Source organism: Rhodopseudomonas pseudopalustris (assembly GCF_900110435.1).
Classification (GTDB): domain Bacteria; phylum Pseudomonadota; class Alphaproteobacteria; order Rhizobiales; family Xanthobacteraceae; genus Rhodopseudomonas; species Rhodopseudomonas pseudopalustris.
The window spans coordinates 17,001-37,052 of the sequence record NZ_FODT01000006.1 but is presented as its reverse complement, the minus strand read 5'-3'; the positions used below and the strand labels follow the sequence as shown (position 1 = coordinate 37,052).

The window sequence follows — 20,052 nt, the reverse complement described above, 5'->3', positions numbered from 1 at the left end:
CGAACGGATGCACGCGTCGAGAGGATTTTTTCGATCCGACATGCATCCAAATGCCGCACTACGCGGGTAGGCTAACTATGCAAGGGCATAGAGATGACCGGACAAGGGACCGTGGCGACCGACGTGCGCAATCCGGCTGTCGTCGATGACGGACGCGAGCAGCAATTGAGCGCGGCCCTGGCGCGATGCGCGCGCGGCGATCGCGCCGCGCTGCAGATCATCTACGACGCCGAAGCGCCGAGGATGATCGGCGTCGCGCGCCGCATTTTGTTCCGTCAGGATCTTGCCGAGGAGGCGGTCCACGACGCCTTCATCCGGATCTGGCGCGGCGCGGCCGGCTTCGATCCGCAACGCGGCAGCGCCCGCGGCTGGCTCTACGCCGTGGTGCGCAACCGCGCGCTGAGCATTCACCGCGATGAACATCGCTACGACGCTGCCGACGAGACCGCGCTTGATCCGGACGCCGAGGCGCCGCTCTTGCGGATGCCGGAGCAGAGCGCGCTGCGCCGTTGTCTCGAGCGGATCGAGCGACCGCGGCGCGACGTCGTGGTCCTGGCCTATGCGCACGGCATGAGCCACGGCGAACTGGCCGGGCGGTTGAAGGTTCCGCTCGGCACGGTGAAGAGCTGGGTCCGGCGCAGTCTGTTCGCGTTGCAGGAGTGCATGGGATGAGCGGGTCCGACGCCGACGATGCGCTGGCTGCGGATTTCGTGATCGGCCTCCTGGAGGGCGCGGAGCTTGCTGCCGCCGAACAGCGCCTCGCGACCGACGACGGTTTCGCCAAGGCCGTCAACGCATGGCGCGAACGCCTCGCCGAATTCGACGCCACTGCCGAGCTGATGCAGCCGCGCCCCGGGCTGTGGCAGCGCATCGCAGCGTCGACGCAGAGTATGCCGGCCGATCCGCGGCCCGCCGCGCGGCCTAGGGCGGTCGGCCCGCGGCTGTGGGACAACATCCGGTTCTGGCGTGTCGCGGGAATGAGCGGCGCCGTCGCCGCCGCATTGGCCGTGGTGATGATCGTCGGCGCGTTGACGACGACGCGCCAACTCCGCAACGAGATGGCCGCCTTGGCGGAGCGCAAGCCGGTCTATGTCGCGGTGCTGGTCGACGATCAGACCAAAGAGGCCGGCGCGATCGTCAACACCTTCGCGAATGGCCGGGTCGAGCTGATTCCGCTGCGCGCGATCGATGTGCCCGCCGGTCGCACGCTGCAGATCTGGACGCTGTGGGATCGCTCGGTCGGTCCGAAATCGATCGGTCTCACCGACCAGCCGCGAGCGCTGCAGCTCGATCTGAAATCGTTGCCCGAAACCGTGCAGGATCAGCTGTTCGAAATCACCCTGGAGCCCCAAGGCGGTTCGCCAATCGGCCGGCCGACCGGCCCGATCCTGTTCAAGGGCAATGCCGCGCGGGCGCTGTAGGTTCTCTCGGAAAGCTGGTCGCTGCGGTGCGCCCGGAAAAACGCTCCGCGCCCGAACCGTCTTCGCAACTCGCGCCTCGTCATCCTTCGAGGCTCGCCCAAGCGGGCGAGCACCCCGGATCAAGTCCGGGGCAGGCTCTCAGGATGACGCTCGTGAGATAGTTGGCCGTCCGGCAAGCCGCTGCGACAACGACGACGGCCCAGCTCAGCTCAGATCTGCTGGGCGACCTGCTCGAGGCCCATCGCGCGGGCGAGCTTGCGGACTTCCTGCTTCTGGTCTTCGCGGAGCTGGAACAGCAGCGGCATCGCGGCGTATTTCAGCTGCTGCACTTCGGCGCTGTCGGGATCGATCGGCGGCGGGCCGCTATCTGCGACGCGCGTCGCGTGCAGTTTGCGGCCGATCGCGCGCAGCGCCTGCTCGACCGAGGGCCAGAAATACTCCTGCGACGACGACAGGTTGAGGCGGCCCTTGATCTGGGTGATCTGCACATCGCTGAGCAGCGCGGGCGGCTTCGGCTTGGCGGCAGGCTTGGGCTTTTGCGCCGGTGCGGTCGCGATCACCGGGGGAAGCTTGGTCACGGGCGCCGAATTGACGGCCCGGTCGGCCTGATCGGGCATTGCGCCGACCGCGAGGCCACCGACGTCGTCGGTGGCATAAGCGAGCTGCACCGGCTGTTGCGACGCGGCGGGCTCCTCGGCGGCAAGCTGTTGGCCGTCGTCCTGCGCCGGGGCGGCGTCTTCCGTCGCCGATTGCGCGTCGGTCGATGCGGTTGCTGCAGAGGTCCGCGCCAGCCTGTCCGCCTTGCTCTCCCGGTTGGCGACCGGACCCTCGACCGCCGCCATGGCGAAAGCCGGGCCGGCAGCCGGCACGCTCTCGCGCGCCAGAATCGTTGCGGCGGATGCGCCCGCGATCAGGACGCATACCAGGGCCAGAAGGGTCGCTGCTTTCGTCAAGCTGATCTCCGTCGCGGTGACGAACGACTGTCCGTCTCGCCTACAAATGCAGAAGAAATATGGCCCGGCACCGGAACGGGTGTCGGTTGCGGCCGCGCGTGGTCGGCGCAGCGGCGAGTTCCGCAGTGAATTCAGGGGTGTCGGGGCTCAGGCGGCGACGTCGAGTTCGTAGGCTTCCTGGATGTCCGAGACGATCTCGGAGGCTTCCCAAAGCGCGTCGGGCGCCACCGACTGGATGGTGATCGTCCAGTTGCCGCCCTTGCGGGTGCGCGGCGTCGAGACGATCTCGAACCGCACGTCGCGGCACAGCGGATGCCGGTGCAGCGCGTGCGCCACGCGGGTCCGGATCTCATCGAGAGTTGCGGCAGTCTTGTCCGAATGCAACATGGCGGCCTCCACTTCGAAGCTGTGGCGCCGGCGCGGCCGCATCGACATGTCGAGGCCCCGCATCGCGGCAGCCTGATTGTTGGTCCGGGATGGTTAACGGGCGTTTAATACCAATGGCCTTGTACCGAGACCTCCACTCGCGGTCGTTATCCTGAATGCGAGCGTAGCGAGCCTCGATGGATGATGCCGAGTAGGTCGAGAGTTAGGGCCTTTGGTATAAGTCAGAACAGTTTGCGAGCACGCCGCTGGCGTTCAGCGTTGTTCGATCACCAGGTTCTGGATGGCGCGGCCGAAGTAACCCTGGACGTCGGCGAGCCGCGACGAGGCGGTGCCGGCGCCGTCCGGGCCGAGCCACATTTCCGAGTTCAGCAGAATCCAGTCGCCGACCGGCTGGCGCGCCAGGAACACGTTGAGATCGGCATTGATGAAGATCCAGTGCCGGAAATCGAGTACCGCGGAGGTCGCGTTGCTGAAGTCGGAGGCGATCACCGCGCGCATCAGTTGCGAGGTCGGCTGGCCCTCGATCAGCGGCCGGTCGGCGCGATACCAGGTCGCGCCCGGGCCGATCGAGCCGAAGCCGCCATGGACCTTGCGCAGCGACATGCCGCCGACGAACGGATTGCCGATGTAGCTGACATCGAGCGGCGGGCAGTCGTCGGGCAGCGGCACGTCGAGGGCAGGGTGCTCGATATGATCCGGCAGATCCGGCGGCGCGTTGCGGACCTTGAGCACCGTGGCATTCACCACCACCACGCCGTTCGACAACAGCCGGACGGCGCAGAGCTGAATCTTGCGGCCCTCGCGCAGCACCTCGGTGTCGAAGGTCAGCGGCCCGACCGGCACCGGCCGCAGCAGGTCGACCGTCACCCGCACCACATGCATCGGCGCCGGCGCCGGCATCTGTTCGGCGATATGCGCCACCAGCGCCGATGGCGGCGAGCCGTGTTGCATCGACGGATCCCATGGCCCGGCGGCGTGGCCGCTGGTCTCGATTGCATTGCCGTCGATTCGGTAGATCGCGTCCATGGTGATGCCAAACCCAGTAGTCAGCAGCGTGAGTTGACCTTCTCCCACGAGGGGAGAAGGGAAGAGCGTCGCGACGCCGTGTTCGCGTGCGGCGACTACGCCAGCGGCGGATCGATCGCGGCGTCGTATTCCTGCTTGAAGCGGGCGACCATCTCGGCCACCGGAACGACGCCGGTGATGCTGCCGATGCCCTGGCCCGCGCCCCAGATTTCCTTCCACGCCTTCGGCTTGGCGCGCTCGCCGGATTCGTCGGTGCCGAAATTCATCTTCGAGGGATCGGACTGTTCGAGATTGTCCGGGTCCATGCCGGCGGCGACGATCGACGGCTTCAGGTAGTTGCCGTGCACGCCGGTGAACAGATTGGAGTACACGATGTCGTCGGCGCCGGAGGCGGTGATCATGTCCTTGTAGCGCGGCACCGCGTTGGCTTCCTGCGTCGCGATGAAGGCCGAGCCGATATAGGCGAAGTCGGCGCCGAGCACGCGGGCGGCGCGGATCGCGCGGCCATTGCCGATCGCGCCCGACAGCGCGATCGGGCCGTCGAACCAGCTGCGCGTCTCGGTGACGAAGGCGAACGGCGATTGCGTACCGGCATGTCCGCCGGCGCCGGCCGAGACCAGGATCAGGCCGTCGGCGCCCTTCTCGATCGCCTTGCGGGCGAAGCGCTGGTTGATGACGTCGTGGAACACGATGCCGCCCCAGCGATGCGCGGCCTGGTTCAGCTCCTCACGGGCGCCGAGCGAGGTAATGACCATCGGCACCTTGTGCTTCTCACAAAGCGCGAGGTCCTGGTCGAGCCGGTTGTTGGATTTGTGAACGATCTGGTTGACGGCGAACGGCGCCGAGGGGCGATCCGGATGCGCCTTGTCGTGGGCGGCGAGTTCTTCCTTGATGCGATGCAGCCATTCGTCGAGCATCGCCACCGGCCGCGCATTGAGCGCGGGAAACGAGCCGACCACACCCGCTTTGCATTGCGCGATCACCAGATCGGGCCCCGAAATGATGAACAGCGGCGAGCCGATCACCGGGATCGACAGGCGGCCTTTGAACAATGCAGGCATGGACATTCCGGACGTCTCCTCTTTGTTGTGTTTGGCGGTGCAACCGCGGCGACACAAAAGCAAGTGAGGAACCGGCCTGCAAGGCGGTTGATGCGGAAAATCGCAGCTGTTCAACGCAAGCGCGCGGAAATCCCGGTGCGCTACTGGCACCAAGCCCGCGTCACGAAATTTTCCGTACGGCAGTCGCCTGGTTCGCGGGCGCGACCGGGGATCAGCAGCTTGGCCGAGCACTTTTCGGTGGCGTCGACGGCGAGGCTGCGGCCGCTCTGATACCCCCTGCTTCGGCACAGCACGGCGGCCCCGGCGGCACAGTCGGCCCCGCCATTGGCGGACGCCGGACAGATCTCGCGGCCGTTGATGATGGCCGGGATCATCGGTGAAGCCTGCGATGGGGCTGGAGGCGGTGGTGGCGCAGGCGCGATTGCGGCGGGCTGCTTGGGCGGCGGCGCAGAGGCCGGCGGCGGCGCTGGCTGTACTGCTGCGGCGGGTTGCTGGGGCGCCGCGGGCGGCGACGGGGCGGGGTCGGGCGTCTTGTCGGCGCTGCTATCCGGCTTGACGAAGTCGGGCAGCAGTGACGACGGGTCCTTCAGCAGCCTGCCGATTTCGTTGACGAGGCCCGGATTCTCCCGTGGCGCCGGGGCCGCGGCAGGCTGCGGCTGTGGTGCGCCGGGCGGCGGAGCGGCGGTCTGCGCGCCGGCCGATCCGGTCGCAAGCGCCGTTAAGACCGCGACCGCGGTCAGGCCGAAACATCGTCTCCTGAAGCAGGGGCGGATCGGAGCAGCCATTGAGTCAACCTATGCGGTTGCGCTGACGTCGCCGCTCGCCCGGCTAAACCAGTTTGACGGCGATGACGAAGCCGAACACCAGAACGACGGCGCCGATCGTGACCCACATCGTCAGCCGCTTCTCGATCTGCTCGCGGATCACCACGCCGTAGCGGTTGAGCAAGATCGCGACCACGAAGAAGCGGCCGCCGCGGGCGATGATCGAGAACAGGATGAACAGCCAGATGTCATAGCCGGCGAAGCCCGAGGTGATGGTGACGAGCTTGTAGGGGATCGGCGTGAGCCCCTTCAGCAGGATGATCCAGGCGCCCCATTCGGCATAGCCGGCGCGAAAGGTCTCGACCTTGTCGCCATAGCCGTAGAGCTGGATCAGCCAGTGGCCGACCGAGTCGTAAAGCAGCGCACCGATCGCATAGCCGACAATGCCGCCGAGGACCGACGTCACGGTGCACAGCGCCGCGTAGAACCACGCGCGCTCCGGTCGCGCCAGCGACATCGGAATCAGCATCACATCCGGCGGGATCGGGAAGAACGAACTCTCCGCGAAGGAGACCATCGCCAGGATCCAGAGGGCGTAGGGCTTATGGGCGGCGTCGATGCACCAGTCGTAGATTCGTCTCAGCATGGCCGCGATCAACCACCCCGGGGCGGTTTTGTCCATGCCACAGTTCTGACGGAACAGACCCGCGTGGCCGTCATCGCTGCTTGAAGGTTGTGCCGGCTTCCATCGCGGCACGGCCATCGATTGCGGCGATCGGCCGCCGCTCGGGCCGCGACGTCGCGGGCTTAGCGAGTTTCAGCGTGGATTTCGGGAGCTTCTCGGCAATGCCGAACAGCTTCTCGCGCCGGCTCATCTCGTTCCAGACGTCATCGGGATGCACCCCGGCAGACGCCCAAAGCACCGTCAGATTGTAAATCAGATCGGCGCTCTCGCGGATCACCGCTTCGCGGTCGCCATTCACCGCGTCGATCGCCACCTCGATCGCCTCTTCGGCGAGCTTCTTGGCCATCTTGCCGGAGCCGCCACGCAACAACCGGGCGGTCCGCGACGTCCCAGGATCGAGATCGCGCGCCGTCAGCACCGCCTGATAAAGCCGCTCGACCGAATCAGTCATGCGGTCAGCCTAACGCAAATCAATGTCGCCGGCGTTAAGACACCGGGCCTTGGCAAGGGCGAAAGGCCGCACCGCCGGGCGCGGCCTGACCTGTCGGGGATCAGTATCCGTAGTAGCCTCCGCCGTAGCCATAGCCGCCGCCGTAGCCATAGCCGGGATGCCCGCCGATATAGCCCGGGCCGCCGCCATAATAGCCGTACGGACGTGGCCCATAATGATGGCCGTAATAATAGTCGCGGCGAGCCTGACTGGCCGCGATCGCGCCGACGGTGCCGATGATGCCGGCAAAAGCGGCCGCCGCTGCGGCGTTGCCACCGCCGCCGCCGCGCCGCACCGCGCGTCGCTTACGCGCCGCGCTGAAATCGGTGACGTCGTGATGGGTGGAGGCGCCCGGCGCCGCGGCCTGCGGCTTCGGTGCGGCGACGGCCGCCGTTGGCTCGATCGCGGGCAGCGCCAGGGCGGCGATCGTCGCGATGATGATGGCTCGGGCACCGGTCGATCGCAGAATCTTACGTTTCAACATCGGAAAACCTCCGCCTGACAGGTGGCCGCGCACGGCCTACGTGTGAGAACTCTCACCAGGAACGTAAGGTTCCATAGCTGAAATACAAGGTCGGCGATCGTGATCCTGGTCACACCGCCGTCATGCCGTTCTGTCGAGCATGACGGATTCACTGAGCCGACGTTCGGCGTTCAGCCCTTCGAAAGCTGCCGGTCGAGGTCGTGCAGCACCTGGTAGCACGGCAGCACCTGAGCGACGCTGGCGTTCGGCTCGCGACCTTCGCGGATCGCGGCGAAGAACTCGCGGTCCTGCAGCTCGATGCCGTTCATCGAGACATCGACTTTGGAGACGTCGATCTTCTCCTCCTTGCCGTTCACCAGATCGTCGTAGCGGGCGATGTAGGTGCCGGTGTCGCCGATGTAGCGGAAGAAAGTGCCGAGCGGCCCGTCATTGTTGAACGACAGCGACAGCGTGCAGATCGCGCCGCTCTCGGTCTTGAGCTGGATCGACATATCCATGGCGATGCCGAGCGCCGGGTTGATCGGGCCCTGCACCGCGTTGGCCTGAACAATCTTCGAGCCTGTCTGATACGCGAACAGGTCTACGGTGTGGGCGGCGTGGTGCCACAGCAGATGGTCGGTCCAGCTCCGCGGCTGGCCGAGTGCATTCGTGTTGGTGCGGCGGAAGAAATAGGTTTGTACGTCCATCTGCTGGATGTTCAGCTCGCCGGCCGCGATCTTCTTGTGGACGTATTGATGGCTCGGGTTGAAGCGGCGGGTATGGCCGGCCATCGCCACCAGCCCCGTCTTGTTCTGCAGGTCGACCACAGCCTGCGCGTCCTTCAATGAATCCGCGAGTGGAATCTCGATCTGGACATGTTTGCCGGCGTTCAGGCAGGCGATGCCCTGATCGGCGTGCATCTGGGTCGGCGTGCACAGGATGACCGCGTCGATCTGCTTGAGCGCCAGCGCATCGGCGAGCTCGGTCGAGACGTGGCCGATGCCGTATTTGCGGGCGATTTCCTTCGTCGGCTCGAGTCGTCGCCCGATCAGCGACACCACCTCGACGCCGTCGATGTTCTTGATGCCGTCGAGATGTTTGATACCGAACGCGCCCGCACCCGCGAGCGCGACCTTGATCGCTTTGGCCATATCAGGCGTTCTCCAGAATGAGATGTCCGACTGCGGTGTTCGAGGCCGGGACGTGGTAGAAGCGATGCGCGACCTTGGGCTTCGCGCCGCCGGACACGTCGCTCATCGCGCCGCGCGCGATCAGCCACATCACCAGTTCGATGCCTTCGGAGCCCGCCTCGCGGACGTAGTCGATATGCGGCTTCCTCGACAGCGCGTCGGGATCGGCGATCAGCTGGTCGAGAAAGGCATTATCCCATTCGCGGTTGATCAGCCCTGCGCGCGGCCCCTGCAACTGGTGGCTCATGCCGCCGGTGCCCCAGATCTGCACGTTGAGGTCTTCGTCATAGGAGCGGATGGCGCGGCCGATCGCCTGGCCCAGCATGTAGCAGCGCCGGCCCGACGGCGCCGGATATTGCACGACGTTGACCGCGAACGGGATCACCGGGCAGGGCCATGTCTGCGGCTCGCCGCACATCAGGCTGAGCGGCACGGTGAGGCCGTGGTCGACGTCCATCTTGTTGACGATGGTCAGGTCGAAATCGTCCTGAATCACCGACTGCGCGATATGCCCGGCGAGCTTCGGATGGCCGATCACTTGCGGCACCGGGCGCGGACCCCAGCCCTCGTCGGCGGGCGTGTATTCGGCGGCGGTGCCGATCGCAAATGTCGGGATCAGATCGAGGCTGAAGGCGGTGGCGTGATCGTTGAACACCAGGAAGATCACGTCCGGCTTTTCGGTCTTCAGCCACTGCTTGGAGAATTCGTAGCCCTTGAACACCGGCTTCCAGTAATCCTCGCCGGTCTTTTTCAGGTCGATCGCGGCGCCGATCGCGGGGACGTGCGAGGTGTAGACGCTGGCAGTGATGCGGGCCATTACTTCTTCTCCCCGACATAGCGATTGCCTTCGACCGAGCGGCCGCCGCCGACCATCATGTTGCGATATTCCTCTTCGGTCATGCCGGTCATCGAGCCGGCCATCTGCTGAAAACTCTTGCCGTCGGTGGCGCCGATCTTGGCGAGGAAGTAGATGTTGCCGCCGAGCGCGATGCAGCGGTTGAGGTCGCGGGCGAGCACCGCCTGCTTCTGCTCCTCGGTCATCGGCCATTCGTCGAGATAGGCGCGTTCGTCGGCCTTGAAGCGGGCGCGGTTCTCGGCCTTCATCAGCGACATGCAGAACTGGTTCAGGTGATAGCCGAGCCGCGACATGTCGGCGTCGAAGATCGTCGTGCCGGGCACATCGGTGTAGGGCTTGTCGAGGGGCATGGCGTTTCTCCTCTGGAAAAATTTGTTGGCGTCGCGTGCGCTCGCATTGACGGCGGATGCGTCAGCTCTGTTCCTCCGGCCAGTAGAGCCGCATCGGGTTGTCGACCAGCAATTTGCGTTGCAGCTCCGCGGTGGGCGCGATCTGCGGGATGAAGTCGACCAGCAGGCCGTCGTCGGGCATATGGTCCTTCAGGTTCGGGTGCGGCCAGTCGGTTCCCCACAGTACGCGATCGGGGAAACTCTCGACGATGCGGCGGGCGAACGGCACGACGTCGCGATAGGCCCGCTGCTCGCCGTGCAGCGCCGGCGGCCCGCTCACCGACAGCCGCTCCGGGCAGCTGACCTTGGACCAGACATTGCCGTGCTCGCGCATCAATCTGACGAACAGTTCGAACTCCTCGCCGTCGACCGGCTCGGTGACATCCGGCCGCCCCATGTGATCGACCACCACGGTGGTCGGCAGCGCGGTGAAAAAGTCCCATAGTTCCGGCAGGTCGACCGCTTCGAAATAGATCACGACATGCCAGCCGAGCTGTTTGATGCGCTCCGCGATCTCGACCAGCTCGTCTTTCGGCGTGAAGTCGACCAGCCGCTTGACGAAATTGAAGCGCACGCCGCGCACCCCGGAATCGTGCATCGCCTGCAACTCGGCGTCGCTGACGCTGCGCTTCACCGTGGCGACGCCACGGGCGCGGCCGCCGGAACTCACCAGCGCGTCGATCATCGCGCTGTTGTCGGCGCCGTGGCAGGTCGCCTGCACCACGACGTTACGGGCGAAGCCGAGATGGTCGCGCAACGCGGTGAGCTGCCGTTTGGAGGCGTCGCACGGCGTGTATTTGCGCTCCGGCGCGAACGGAAACTCCGCGCCCGGCCCGAACACATGGCAATGCGCATCGACGGCGCCCGCCGGCGCCTTGAAGCGTGGCTTCGAGGGGCCTTGATACCAGTCGAGCCAGCCGGGCGTCTTTTCGAATTGCATGCTCAGCGATCTCTTTCTTCTCCCCTCCCCCTTGCGGGGAGGGGTCGGGGGTGGGGGGCCCCGAGCACTGCGACTCGCGGACCCCACCCCGGCCTCCGCTTCGCTCGGCCGACCCTCCCCGCAAGGGGGAGGGGAAGCCACCAGCGCAGCGGCCTCTAACTCTTCGAACCGTCCTTCACCTTCGCCAGAATCCGGTCTGCCTCGACACGCCAGTCGGGACTGCGGGCGAAGCCCGCGCGCCGCGCGGCCCGAACAAACCTTCATCGCCGAGCTTGAGATCGTAGGCCGCGACGCCGAGGCCTTGCGCGCGAAGATCCTCGGCGAGAATCTTGCCGACCTCGCCATAGCCGACAAGCCCGATTCGCCACTTTGTTGGATCGCTGCTCATCAGTCGATGTACTTCAGTCCGGCTCGTTCCAGCGGCTCGCGCATCTTGTACATGTCGAGGCCGAGCACCCCGCTCGCGAGCTTCTCGCGCTTCTCGGCCTCGTTGGCCTCGCGCGCCGTGGCGGCGTCTGCGACGGCTTGCGCGACCGCGGCCGGCACCACCACCACGCCGTCGTCGTCGGCGATCACCACGTCGCCGGGCACCACATGCGCGCCGGCGCACACCACCGGAATATTCACCGAGCCGAGCGTCGCCTTCACCGTGCCCTTGGCGTGGATCGCCTTGGCGAACACCGGAAACTGCATTTCGGTGAGATCGCGGACGTCGCGCACCCCGCCGTCGATGATCAGGCCTTTGGCGCCGCGGGCGCGAAAACTGGTGGCCAGCAGATCGCCGAAGAAGCCGTCGGTGGTCTCGGTCGTGCAGGCCGCGACCACGATATCGCCCGGCTGGATCTGCTCGGCTGCGACATGCATCATCCAGTTGTCGCCGGGCTGCAGCAGCACGGTGACCGCGGTGCCGCAGGCGCGCGCGCCGGTATAGATCGGCCGCATATAGGGCTGCATCAGTCCGACGCGACCCATCGCCTCGTGCACGGTGGCGACGCCGAACCGCGACAGTATCGAAACCGCCGCCTTGTCGGCGCGGGTGATGTTGCGCTTGACGATGCCGAGGTCGTTGATGCGCGCGGTCATGTTACCTGCCCCTGTCACTTGCCTTTGGCCTTCAGCGCCGCATCCATCCGTGGATACACCCGCCGCGCATTGCTCTCGTAGATCTGTTGCTTCTCGGCCGGCGTCAGCTGGGTCGAGGCTTCGATATAGCGCTTGGTGTCGTCGTAATAGAACCCGGTCTCCGGATCGACGCCGCGCACCGCGCCGATCATCTCCGAGGCGAACAGCACGTTGTCGACCGGAATCACCTTGGTCAGCAGGTCGATGCCGGGCTGGTGGTACACGCAGGTGTCGAAGAAGATATTGTTGAGCAGGTGATCCGTCAGCAGCGGCTTCTTCAGCTCCTGCGCCAATCCGCGAAACCGGCCCCAATGATACGGCACCGCGCCGCCGCCGTGCGGGATCACGAATTTCAGCGTCGGGAAATCCCTGAACAGGTCGCCGGTCAGGCACTGCATGAAGGCGGTGGTGTCGGCGTTGAGATAATGTGCGCCGGTGGTGTGGAAGCAGGCGTTGCAGCTGGTCGAGACATGGATCATCGCGGGAATCTCCAGCTCGACCATTTTCTCGTAGATCGGGTACCACTGCCGATCCGTCAGCGGCGGCGAAGTCCAGTGCCCGCCGGACGGATCGGGATTGAGATTGATGGCGACGAAGCCGTAATCCTTGATGCACTTCTCCAGCTCGGGAATGCAGGTTTTCGGATCGACGCCCGGCGACTGCGGCAGCATCGCCGCGCCGATGAAATGGTCCGGGAACAGCGCGGCGACGCGGGCGCACAGCTCGTTGCAGATCGCCGCCCAGGTCGACGACACGTTGAAGTCGCCGATGTGGTGCGCCATGAACGAGGCGCGCGGCGAGAACACCGTGAGGTCGCTGCCGCGCTCCTGCATCTTCTTGAGCTGGTTGTCGATGATCGAGGCGCGCAGCTCGTCGTCGCTGATCTTCAGCTCCGAGGCCTTCGGCCTCGCGGAGGGGTCCTTGATGCCGGCGATCTGGCGGTTACGCCAGTCTTCCAGCGCCTTCGGCGCGGTGGTGTAGTGGCCGTGAATATCGATGATCATGACGTGTCCCTAGCCCGCGCGGCGCTGCGCCGGGGCGGTTGTTTGCTTGCCGCGCCACACCGAGGACGGCACCATCGCTTCGCCGCGCATCAACAGGCGCGCCGTGCGCAGCAAGGCGGCGCGGGTGACGTTCTGCGGATTGGCCGGATCGACCTCGATCTCGACCGAGAATTCGCCGGTCGGATGTTCGACCGAGATCTGCTTGATGGTGCCGCCCGGGGGCTGCGCGATGCCCTGCGTCACCGAGCCTTTCAACACGCAGGCGGTAGCGACGGTGACGGCGGCGAGCACGCCGATCGCGTCGTGGCAGACATGCGGGATGAAGCTGCGGGTCGCGATGCTGCCGCCGGCGCGCGGCGGCGCGATCAGCGTCATTTTCGGATAGTTCTTTGCGGTGACGTCGCCGAGCTGCATCGCGTGGCCGCAGGCGATCCGCAGTCGTTCCAGCCGCGCCTTCAGCTCAGTGTCGGCGTTGAGCTGCGCGACATCCTCATAGCCGGTGCGGCCGACCGCCTCGGCCTTGAACATCACCAGCGGCATTCCGTTGTCGATGCAGGTCACTTCGACGCCGTCGATGACGTCGCGGACATGGCCGGTCGGCAGCAACGAGGGCGCGACCGAGCCCGCGGTGTCGAGGAAGTTGATCTTGATCGGCGCCGACGTGCCCGGCGCGCCGTCGATCCGCGCGTCGCCCTCATAGGCGACGTGGCCGCCCGGCGTCTGCACGGTGATGTCGCATTGCATGTCGGTGTTGAGCGTCAGCACGCGCAGCGTCGTGGCGTCGCCCTGCGGCTTCACCAGTCCGGTTTCGAGGGCGAACGGCGCCACCGCGGCGAGCATGTTGCCGCAGTTCGGCGTGGTGTCGACGCTGTCCTTGTCGGGCTGCAGCTGCGCGAACAGGAAATCGAGATCGACGCCCGGCCTCGATCCCTTCGAGACGATGCCGACTTTGCTGGTCAGGGGATGCGCGCCGCCGAGCCCGTCGATCTGGCGGCGGTCGGGCGAGCCCATCACTGCGAGCAGCACCTTGTCGCGGGTGGCGATGTCGCCCGGCAGATCGGCTGCGTTGAAAAACGGGCCGCGCGAAGTGCCGCCGCGCATGAACAGGCAGGGGATCGCGGTTTGCATCCGTTTCCTTCCCGGGATTGTTGCATCCATTGTGGCGGCGGCATCGAGGCGACGCCACCGTCGCGTCTCAATAACAGATATCGGCTTACGGCATGGCGATCGCGTGACGTCATGCCGCTCCGGCACGGCCTGCTCGTCGTGCCGGGTTAGTTCGGCAGGCCGCGGGCCAGTTCGCTGAGCAGCCGCATGGCATATTGCGCGAGCGGCGTCGGCCGTCTTGTTGCGGACACTGCGAGACACAGCGCGCTGGTCGCCGCCGGATCGATCAGCTTGCGCACGCTCAGCTCGGCCGCGCGCGGCGAGGCCGCGACGCCGCTCGGGGTCAGCACCGCATGGCCGTAGCCGGCGCAGACCAGCTCGATGATCGAGGGCACGCTCGAGACCTCCCAGGCGATATCGAGCTTGACGCCGGCGAGCGCCGCCTGGGTCTCGAGCAGCCGGCGCATCGCATGGACGCGCTCGGGCACGATCAGCGGATAGTTCGAAAGCTCCTTCAACGGCAGCGTTCCCGCCGCTTTCCCGCGCTTGCCCTTCGGCGCGCGGCTGACGAGGCCGAGCGGCTCCTGCAGCAGCGGCGTGATCTCGATGCCGGATAGCGCCTCCGGATTATAGACGAGGCCGACATCGGCGCGGCCGGTGGTGACCCATTCGACGATGTGCGACGACAGGCCTTCGACGATCGCCAGCCGCGCCGCCGGCAGTTCGCGCTTGAAACGGTCGATCAAGGGCAGCGTGAGCTGGCGTCCGATCGAGGGCGGCAGCCCGATCGTGACCCGGCCGATCGGCGCGTCGCGGCTGGCGCCGAGATCCTCGCGCGCATGGGCCACCATCTGCATGATGCCGACGCTGTGGTCGAACAGCCGGCGTCCTGCTTCGGTCAGCGCCACGCCGCGGCCGTTGCGCAGGAATAATTGCTGCTGGAGCTCGGTCTCCAGCCCGCGCACCTGGCGGCTCAGCGCGGGCTGCGCGATGTCCAGTATCGACGCCGCCTTGCTGAACGAGCCGAGTTCGGCCACCCGCATGAAATATTCGAGCTGCTTGAGATTCATCGGTCGCCTTGCCCGGACGGGCCACTATTGTTTCTCGATCCCGGATGCCTCGATCACGGCCTGCCATTTTTCGATATCCGAGCGCAGCCGCGCGGCGAGCTGGTCCGGCGTGCCGCCGCGCACCTCGACGCCGAGTTCGAGCAGTTGCTTCTTCAGCGCCGGATCGGCGAGGATGTCCTGTAGCGCGCTGTTCAGCGTGCTGATCACCGCCGGCGGCGTGCCGGCCGGCGCAAACAGCGCGTTCCAGGATTCGATGCTCACTTCCAGCCCGTCCTCGCGCAGCGTCGGGACGTCCGGCGTGATCTTCGAGCGCAGCGGCCCCGACGCCGCCAGCGCGCGGATCTTTCCGTCGGCGAGGTTGCCCTTCAGCGCCGAATAGCTGTCGATCGCCAGATCGAGATTGCCCTGCAGCAGCGAGATTTGCAGGTCCGGCGCGCCGCGATGCGGAATGACGACGAAATCGATGCCCGCCGCAGTCCTGAACACACCCGCCGCGAGATTCTGCGTGCTGCCGAGATTGATGGTGCCGACATTGAAGCGGCCGGGACTCTGCTTCGCCGCCTTGATGAAATCGTCCATCGTCTTGAACGGCGCGTCGGCGCGAACAACGAACAGGAAGTCGAAGAAGCCGAGCGTCGAGATCGGCGTGAACTCCTTGACCGGATCGAACGGCAGTTTCTTGAACAGCGAGACGCTGATCGCAGTGCCGTTCGACAGCAGCGCCAAGGTGTAGCCATCGGGCGGCGCCTGGATCACGCTGCGCGCCGCGACGATACCGCCGGCGCCGGGCTGGTTCTCGACGAAGAAGCGGCTGCCGAGCTTGACGCCGAGCCGGTCGGCGACCAGCCGAGCCGTGATGTCGGCGACGCCGCCGGCGGCAAACGGCACGACGATGCGCACCGGGCGGGTCGGATACAGACCCTCGGCGGCGGCGCGAACGACCGGCTGCGGCGCGGTCAGGAGCGCGAGTGCGGCCACCGTGGCGGCCAGACGGACAAAGCGTCGTCGGCGGATTGAGATCATCCTTCGACGATAGTCCAAAAGCGCCGGATGTCACAGTCACGGCAAGCCATTGGCGACGCGGCGCCGAACCAGCATGTTCGACGGGCCTCCAGCCGCGGCGAAGCGCCCGGATTGACGCTGCCGCCGCCGCAGTGCAGACCCTGATACGGCTATACCGGTCAATCGCTCGAAGTTGTGGAGTGTCCGATGTCGCAGCCGCCGTTGTTCCGCCCGATCACCTTGCGCGGCATCACCGCCAGGAACCGCGTCCTGATCTCGCCGATGTGCCAGTATTCGGCGGTCGATGGCGTGGTCAACGACTGGCACCTCGTCCATCTCGGCAAGTTCGCGCAGGGCGGCGCCGGCATCGTGATGGTGGAAGCGACCGCGGTAACCGCGAACGGCCGCATCACCCATGGCGACGTTGGGCTCTGGCACGACGGCCAGATCAAGCCGCTGGAGCGGATCGCCGCCTTCCTGCGCGACAATGGCGCGGTGCCGGCGATCCAGCTCGCCCATGCCGGCCGCAAGGCCAGTATGCAGCGGCCATGGTACGGCAACGCCGCGCTCACTCCGGAGGATCAGACGCGTGGCGATCTGCCTTGGCCGATCGTCGCCCCGAGCCCGATTCCGATGGAGGAAGGCTGGCTGACTCCGCAGGAATTGTCGGAAGACGAATTTGGCGAATTGCTCGATGCGTGGCGCGCCGCGACGCTGCGCGCGGTCGAGGCCGGGTTCGAGATGCTCGAGGTGCATTGCGCCCACGGCTATCTGCTGCACTCGTTCCTGTCGCCCTTGTCCAACAAACGAACCGACGCTTACGGCGGCAATCGTACCGGTCGGATGCGGTTTCCGCTGCAGGTGATCGAGACCGTCCGTGCGGTCTGGCCCGACACGCTGCCGTTGGCGGTGCGGATCTCGTCGGTCGACGGCGTCGACGGCGGCATCGAACTCGCCGACTCGGTGGTGTTCGCGCGGGAAGCCAAGGCGCGCGGCGTCGATCTGATCGATTGTTCGTCGGGCGGGCTGCTCGGCTCCGCCACCGCGGCGGGGATCCCGCGCGGCTACGGCTTCCAGGTTCCGTTCGCCGAGACCATTCGCAAGGAGGCCGAGATTCCGACCATCGCGGTCGGCCTGATCCTGCATCCGGACCAGGCGGAGTCGATCGTCGAGCGGGGCCAGGCCGATCTGGTCGCGATCGGCCGCGAGGCGTTGTTCGATCCGAACTGGACGCTGCACGCCCAGCTCGAACTCACCGAAGAGAAGGAGACGTTCGCCGACTGGCCTAAGCAATATGGCTGGTGGCTGGAGCGCCGCGAATCCGGCCTGCGCAAGCTCGAAGGCTGGAAACTGCCGTTCCGGCGGAATTGAGCCGCCGCCAGGGTCGGCGCTCGCGATTCGGATGCTGTCTCTCAATCGTCATGGCGGGGACAAGCCGGCCATGACGATCTGTCAGATGGTTTGCAGACTTACCAGCCGCAGCCGCCGCAGCGCGGGCGCACCGGCGCGTAGTACACCCGCGCCGGCGCCACCATCTCGACGCGCTCGCGCACCGCGTATTGCGGCGGGACCCGCTCATAGGCGACGCCTTCCGGCTCCACCATGACCGTCTTCGGTACCATCACGGTGCGGTACTGCGCCGGCGTGCGGCGCGCGATGACGCGGCCCGGTTCCACCAGCACGGTTTCCTGTACGGTCTGATACTGCGGCGCAACGTATTGCGGCTGATAGCAGGTCTGACAGGGCGGCGGCGTGTAGCAGCCATAACAGCCGGCGGACGCAGCGGTCGGCAGCGCAACGGCTGCGGCGGAAACGATCAGGGCGGCGGCGAAGCGTGACATGTGAAAATCCTGTGCGGCTGCGAATTAAAACTCACAGGCATCATCAGTTTCACATCCGCGCCCGTCAACGACGGAGCCGAATCAACCTTTACAGAGATCATTAACGGCGCCCTGACGGCGCCGCGCAGTCCGCGCGGCGCCGTCAGCCATGTATCAACCACTGTCGATCAGCCCGCCAGAGCTTCGGTTCTGATACAATCAGAACCGAAGCTCGAACTTGATGTTCTGACGCGCTCTCTTGACGCGAACCGGTATCCACTTCGCTCGAAAACGCTATAGTTATCAGCCGGCTGTCTATCAACTGGCGCGCACCGTGCGCAGGAAGCGGCTGACTTCGTCCTTCAGGCGTGCGCTGTCGTGGGCCAGCGAATGCGCCGCCGTCAGCACCTGCGCAGACGCCGAACCGGTCTCGCTCGCGCCGCGCTGCACTTCGACGATGTTGACCGAAACCTCATGGGTGCCGGCGGCTGCGTGGTGAACGTTGCGTGAGATTTCCTTGGTCGCGGCGCCCTGCTCCTCGACCGCGGAGGCGATCGTCGCGGCGATCTCCGACATCCGCGCAATCGTGCCGCTGATCTCGCGGATCGACGCCACCGACTGGCCGGTCGCGGACTGGATGCCGCCGACCTGCTGGCTGATCTGTTCGGTCGCCTTCGCGGTCTGCTCAGCCAGCGCCTTGACCTCGCTCGCCACCACAGCGAAGCCGCGCCCGGCGTCGCCGGCGCGCGCAGCCTCGATGGTCGCATTCAGCGCCAGAAGGTTGGTCTGGGAGGCGATGGTGTTGATCAAATCAACGACGTCGCCGATCCGCGAGGCAGCCTCCGACAGGTGGCTGACGCGATCGTTGGTCTCCTGCGCCTGCGTCACCGCTTCGCTGGCAATCCGCGCGGACTCCTGCACCTGGCGGCTGATCTCGGTGACCGACGATGCCATCTCCTCGCTGGCGGACGCCACCGACTCCACATTGGTCGAGGCTTCCTCCGACGCTGCTGCGACGAGCGTGGTGAACTGCTGCGCGTGCTGCGCTGTGTCGGTCAGCGTCGTCGCCGATGCTTCGAGTTCAGTCGAGGCGGACGAGACGGTCTCGACGATCTCCCCGACCGCCTCCTCGAACTGATCCGCCAGCTTGTTCATGTCGCGCTTGCGCTGTTCGGCGGCGAGGTGTTCCTGCTGAGCCTTGGCCTCGGCCTCGGCACGGGCCCTGTCCTGCGCCATCACTTTGAAGGATTCCACCGCCTGCGCCATGTCGCCGATCTCGTCGTGACGGTCGAGGCCGGGTAGTACCACGTCGAAATTGCCGGCGCCGAGTTCTCTGAGCCCGGAAGTCAAGCCTTTCAGCGGGCGCGCCACCGAACGGCCGATCAACAGGCCGAGCAGGCTGACGCTGAGGATGATCAGCGCGATCGCGATCTGCATCCGCGACGTCGTCGTCTCGCGCGCCGCGGCGGCTGCAGCCTTCGCCTGTTCCGCGGACTGATTGATAGTCGCTCCGACGCTTTGGAGCACCGGCTCGATCGCGCGGAAGCGGGACACGAGGTTTTTTTCCTCCTGGACCATGACCTGCCCGGTTTCCATCCATCCCTTGAAGTCGCGTTGATAGACGGCGAGCTTCCGGCCGATGTCGGTCTTCGAAGCGGTGGGAAGATCGGCGGCGGCGAGTTGCGCGGAGAATTCCTCGATGCGCTTCTTCATGTCGTCGAGGTACTGCGGATTGCCGCGCAGCATGAAGTCCTTCTCGTGCCGCCGTATCATCAACATCGTCACCATCAGCTTCTGTTCGTCGAGTGTGCTGAGCGCGGTCTCGATTGTTTTCGCCAAAGCGCGTATGTTGCCCTCCAGCCCGAGATCTTCTTTCAGGCCGAGCTTGATCTGGGCGGCGGCGAGTTGCGCGAAATGGCGGTCATAGTCTTCGTAGCCCGCCTGGATGGTCTTCATCTTGCCGCTCAGGTCCGTCTGCCCGGCTGCGTCGGCGCGCTGGGTCATGTCGGCGAGAATTGCCTTCGCCGCCTTGGCGTTGTCCTGGTACTGGCGGAGGTAGCTCTCGTCCTTCCGGATCATAAAGTTCTTTTCAGCGCGGCGCTGCTCCAGCATCGCGATCTGAAGCTTCGCGTTGCTGTCACCGAGCGCCCTTGCACGTTCGTCCTCGATCCGCGCTGCGTCCTGTGACGCGTTGCCGAACGTGAATAGCGCGCCCAGGGCGAGAACGCCGGCGATGCCGACGGCGGCGATGGAATTGATCTTGTGGCTGAGGCGGAGGCGGAACGGCATGGGAGCATCCTGA

The 20,052-nt window shown here is 66.0% G+C and carries 22 protein-coding genes and 1 pseudogene; 3 read left to right on the top strand and 20 right to left on the bottom strand.

All coding sequences use genetic code 11. The features are described 5' to 3' along the window. The first annotated feature begins 93 nt into the window (after positions 1 to 93). Together BMY71_RS13120 and BMY71_RS13115 are read left to right on the top strand one after the other, a co-directional pair. On the top strand, positions 94 to 672 hold the full coding sequence (locus tag BMY71_RS13120; RefSeq protein ID WP_092684282.1) for a sigma-70 family RNA polymerase sigma factor: 579 nt from the start codon (positions 94 to 96) through the stop codon (positions 670 to 672). Then, a complete protein-coding gene (locus BMY71_RS13115) occupies positions 669 to 1,421 on the top strand; it encodes an anti-sigma factor (RefSeq protein ID WP_092684280.1) in 753 nt (250 codons plus the stop codon). Before BMY71_RS13120 ends, BMY71_RS13115 begins: the two co-directional genes overlap by 4 nt. Positions 1,422 to 1,630: 209 nt before the next feature. On the opposite strand, the gene BMY71_RS13110 is transcribed toward BMY71_RS13115, so the two are convergent. The 18 genes and pseudogenes from BMY71_RS13110 to BMY71_RS13025 form a co-directional block, all read right to left on the bottom strand. Continuing rightward, the gene (locus tag BMY71_RS13110) at positions 1,631 to 2,374 is read right to left on the bottom strand and encodes a hypothetical protein (RefSeq protein WP_092684278.1); all 744 of its coding nucleotides are present in this window, start codon (positions 2,372 to 2,374) and stop codon (positions 1,631 to 1,633) included. Between the two features lie 147 nt (positions 2,375 to 2,521). Continuing rightward, positions 2,522 to 2,761: a hypothetical protein gene (locus BMY71_RS13105; protein ID WP_041805694.1), complete on the bottom strand. Its 240-nt coding sequence runs from the start codon at positions 2,759 to 2,761 to the stop codon at positions 2,522 to 2,524. A gap of 252 nt (positions 2,762 to 3,013) precedes the next feature. Further along, positions 3,014 to 3,787 (bottom strand): thioesterase family protein, encoded by a 774-nt coding sequence (locus BMY71_RS13100; protein ID WP_092684276.1) that lies wholly within the window; start codon positions 3,785 to 3,787, stop codon positions 3,014 to 3,016. 95 nt (positions 3,788 to 3,882) lie between these two features. Then, positions 3,883 to 4,854 (bottom strand): NAD(P)H-dependent flavin oxidoreductase, encoded by a 972-nt coding sequence (locus BMY71_RS13095; protein ID WP_092684274.1) that lies wholly within the window; start codon positions 4,852 to 4,854, stop codon positions 3,883 to 3,885. A 134-nt stretch (positions 4,855 to 4,988) separates the two neighbouring features. Next, a complete protein-coding gene (locus BMY71_RS13090; RefSeq protein ID WP_092684272.1) occupies positions 4,989 to 5,633 on the bottom strand; it encodes a hypothetical protein in 645 nt (214 codons plus the stop codon). A 43-nt stretch (positions 5,634 to 5,676) separates the two neighbouring features. Beyond that, the gene (locus BMY71_RS13085; RefSeq protein WP_011501401.1) at positions 5,677 to 6,258 is read right to left on the bottom strand and encodes a YqaA family protein; all 582 of its coding nucleotides are present in this window, start codon (positions 6,256 to 6,258) and stop codon (positions 5,677 to 5,679) included. A gap of 70 nt (positions 6,259 to 6,328) precedes the next feature. After that, the gene (gene hisE, locus BMY71_RS13080; RefSeq protein ID WP_011501402.1) at positions 6,329 to 6,748 is read right to left on the bottom strand and encodes a phosphoribosyl-ATP diphosphatase; all 420 of its coding nucleotides are present in this window, start codon (positions 6,746 to 6,748) and stop codon (positions 6,329 to 6,331) included. 100 nt (positions 6,749 to 6,848) lie between these two features. Further along, positions 6,849 to 7,271, bottom strand: a complete 423-nt coding sequence (locus tag BMY71_RS13075) for a hypothetical protein (RefSeq protein WP_092684270.1) — start codon at positions 7,269 to 7,271, stop codon at positions 6,849 to 6,851. A gap of 170 nt (positions 7,272 to 7,441) precedes the next feature. After that, positions 7,442 to 8,401 (bottom strand): Gfo/Idh/MocA family oxidoreductase, encoded by a 960-nt coding sequence (locus BMY71_RS13070; protein ID WP_092684268.1) that lies wholly within the window; start codon positions 8,399 to 8,401, stop codon positions 7,442 to 7,444. A 1-nt stretch (position 8,402) separates the two neighbouring features. Then, positions 8,403 to 9,257, bottom strand: coding sequence for a class III extradiol dioxygenase subunit beta (locus BMY71_RS13065; RefSeq protein WP_092684266.1), 855 nt, complete (start codon positions 9,255 to 9,257; stop codon positions 8,403 to 8,405). Beyond that, positions 9,257 to 9,646, bottom strand: coding sequence for a protocatechuate 4,5-dioxygenase subunit alpha (gene ligA / locus BMY71_RS13060; protein ID WP_092684264.1), 390 nt, complete (start codon positions 9,644 to 9,646; stop codon positions 9,257 to 9,259). The genes BMY71_RS13065 and ligA overlap by 1 nt, the downstream gene beginning before the upstream one ends. Positions 9,647 to 9,707: 61 nt before the next feature. Further along, positions 9,708 to 10,625, bottom strand: coding sequence for an amidohydrolase family protein (locus BMY71_RS13055; protein ID WP_092684263.1), 918 nt, complete (start codon positions 10,623 to 10,625; stop codon positions 9,708 to 9,710). A 259-nt stretch (positions 10,626 to 10,884) separates the two neighbouring features. After that, positions 10,885 to 11,013: pseudogene (locus tag BMY71_RS24405) on the bottom strand (NAD(P)-dependent oxidoreductase); the annotation flags it as partial. Continuing rightward, positions 11,013 to 11,708 carry a 4-carboxy-4-hydroxy-2-oxoadipate aldolase/oxaloacetate decarboxylase gene (ligK, locus tag BMY71_RS13045; RefSeq protein WP_092684259.1) on the bottom strand — a complete coding sequence of 232 codons (696 nt, stop codon included), beginning with the start codon at positions 11,706 to 11,708 and terminating at the stop codon, positions 11,013 to 11,015. The pseudogene BMY71_RS24405 and the gene ligK, both read right to left, overlap by 1 nt. A 14-nt stretch (positions 11,709 to 11,722) precedes the next feature. Beyond that, positions 11,723 to 12,751, bottom strand: a complete 1,029-nt coding sequence (locus BMY71_RS13040; RefSeq protein ID WP_092684257.1) for an amidohydrolase family protein — start codon at positions 12,749 to 12,751, stop codon at positions 11,723 to 11,725. A 9-nt stretch (positions 12,752 to 12,760) separates the two neighbouring features. Further along, entirely contained in the window at positions 12,761 to 13,879 is a 1,119-nt protein-coding gene (locus BMY71_RS13035; RefSeq protein WP_092684255.1) for a 4-oxalomesaconate tautomerase, read from the bottom strand. 146 nt (positions 13,880 to 14,025) lie between these two features. Continuing rightward, the gene (locus BMY71_RS13030; protein WP_092684253.1) at positions 14,026 to 14,928 is read right to left on the bottom strand and encodes a LysR substrate-binding domain-containing protein; all 903 of its coding nucleotides are present in this window, start codon (positions 14,926 to 14,928) and stop codon (positions 14,026 to 14,028) included. A gap of 24 nt (positions 14,929 to 14,952) precedes the next feature. Beyond that, positions 14,953 to 15,951 carry a Bug family tripartite tricarboxylate transporter substrate binding protein gene (locus BMY71_RS13025; protein WP_011501413.1) on the bottom strand — a complete coding sequence of 333 codons (999 nt, stop codon included), beginning with the start codon at positions 15,949 to 15,951 and terminating at the stop codon, positions 14,953 to 14,955. A gap of 186 nt (positions 15,952 to 16,137) precedes the next feature. Here BMY71_RS13025 and BMY71_RS13020 point away from each other — a divergent pair, with 186 nt between their 5' ends. Next, positions 16,138 to 17,301, top strand: a complete 1,164-nt coding sequence (locus BMY71_RS13020; protein WP_092684251.1) for an NADH:flavin oxidoreductase/NADH oxidase — start codon at positions 16,138 to 16,140, stop codon at positions 17,299 to 17,301. A 98-nt stretch (positions 17,302 to 17,399) separates the two neighbouring features. Here the strand turns inward: BMY71_RS13020 and BMY71_RS13015 are convergent, their stop codons facing one another. After that, on the bottom strand, positions 17,400 to 17,771 hold the full coding sequence (locus BMY71_RS13015) for a hypothetical protein (RefSeq protein WP_092684249.1): 372 nt from the start codon (positions 17,769 to 17,771) through the stop codon (positions 17,400 to 17,402). A 297-nt stretch (positions 17,772 to 18,068) separates the two neighbouring features. After that, a complete protein-coding gene (locus BMY71_RS13010; RefSeq protein ID WP_092684247.1) occupies positions 18,069 to 20,039 on the bottom strand; it encodes a methyl-accepting chemotaxis protein in 1,971 nt (656 codons plus the stop codon). Positions 20,040 to 20,052 lie beyond the last annotated feature (13 nt).